The following is a 1,004-nucleotide window of genomic DNA, read 5'->3' as shown; positions in this document are numbered from 1 at the left end:
CAAGGTGGTATCGATACTGCTGATGCCGGTAAGGATCAGATGGAAAATAGAAATTGCGGTGCCCGATCCGTTCCCAGGGCAACTGAATTTAAAGCTCAACTAAAAAACGGGGGATGGCTAATTAAAAGAAATGGAAGTTATTAAACTACAAGTTAAAAAGGAAGCTTCAATTGGTGACAAAGCACAGTCGATTACAGCTAAATTCATTGAGGCATGCCTTGCCCTAGATGCCTCTATTTTTGAACCGATGATTGAAGAAAATCAATATTTCGAAGACCTAGATAAATACAGATTTTTATCTTCTTTAAAACAACAATTTGATTGGGCTATTAAAAGAGGAGCAAAGGACATTACTATGAAAAAAGGTAAATGTGGGTTATGCGTTATCGGTCATTCAACATACGAATTTTACAGCAGTCAAAACACCCATGAATTCGCTTATATCATCAATACCAACAAGGATAGGGTTGAAGATATTTTCTTATGTAATGATAGTTCGGGACGAAGAACTACCTAAGCAGAACCTTAATCTTGTTTTGAATACATATTTTTGAAAAAAACAGGAATGGAAGAAAAATCCTTTACAGTAAATTCTCTTACTGAAATTTGTAGAAATACTATTACAACGCCTTTTGATGAAAAGATAATAACCTTAGAAGGATTTTACCCCCGCTAGCGCGAGCATCTTTCTGCTCGTGCCGTACGGAGTAAGCAAACAAGAGTAAGTAATAAAGAAGCTAAAAGCCACGGCGGTATTATTGTGGGTTTTTCTTAGTTTGTTATTTGAATATCCTTCAAAAATACCCCCCCCCGCCAGTGCGAGCGTCACGCTCGTAGCTACGTTTAGCTCACGATAGATGTTTCACAAAATTACAAATACGAAATTAGGGCTTGCTGATTTTCTATCAACGGGAACGTAAGATATTAACAATCAGCATTTTATTTTTGAACAATCGACGAATTCCGTTGTACAAGTGCACGGGTTTCCGTAACTTAGGGTAACA

At 37.3% G+C, this 1,004-nt stretch carries 1 protein-coding gene; it reads left to right on the top strand.

Annotated elements, in window-relative coordinates; genetic code table 11:
• The first annotated feature begins 130 nt into the window (after positions 1–130).
• Entirely contained in the window at positions 131–517 is a 387-nt protein-coding gene (locus ACKWCC_RS19365; protein WP_413997613.1) for a hypothetical protein, read from the top strand.
• The last annotated feature ends 487 nt before the right edge of the window (positions 518–1,004 follow it).

It is taken from the genome of Maribacter aquimarinus (assembly GCF_047345505.1).
Taxonomy (GTDB): domain Bacteria; phylum Bacteroidota; class Bacteroidia; order Flavobacteriales; family Flavobacteriaceae; genus Maribacter.
Note: the sequence above shows the minus strand (reverse complement) of the source record. Positions and strands in the feature narration are given on the sequence as shown.

What these genes read in the sequence shown, in the direction of transcription:
- ACKWCC_RS19365 (WP_413997613.1), top strand. Translation starts at nt 131, where the DNA reads ATGGAAGTTATTAAACTACAAGTTAAAAAGGAAGCTTCAATTGGTGAC.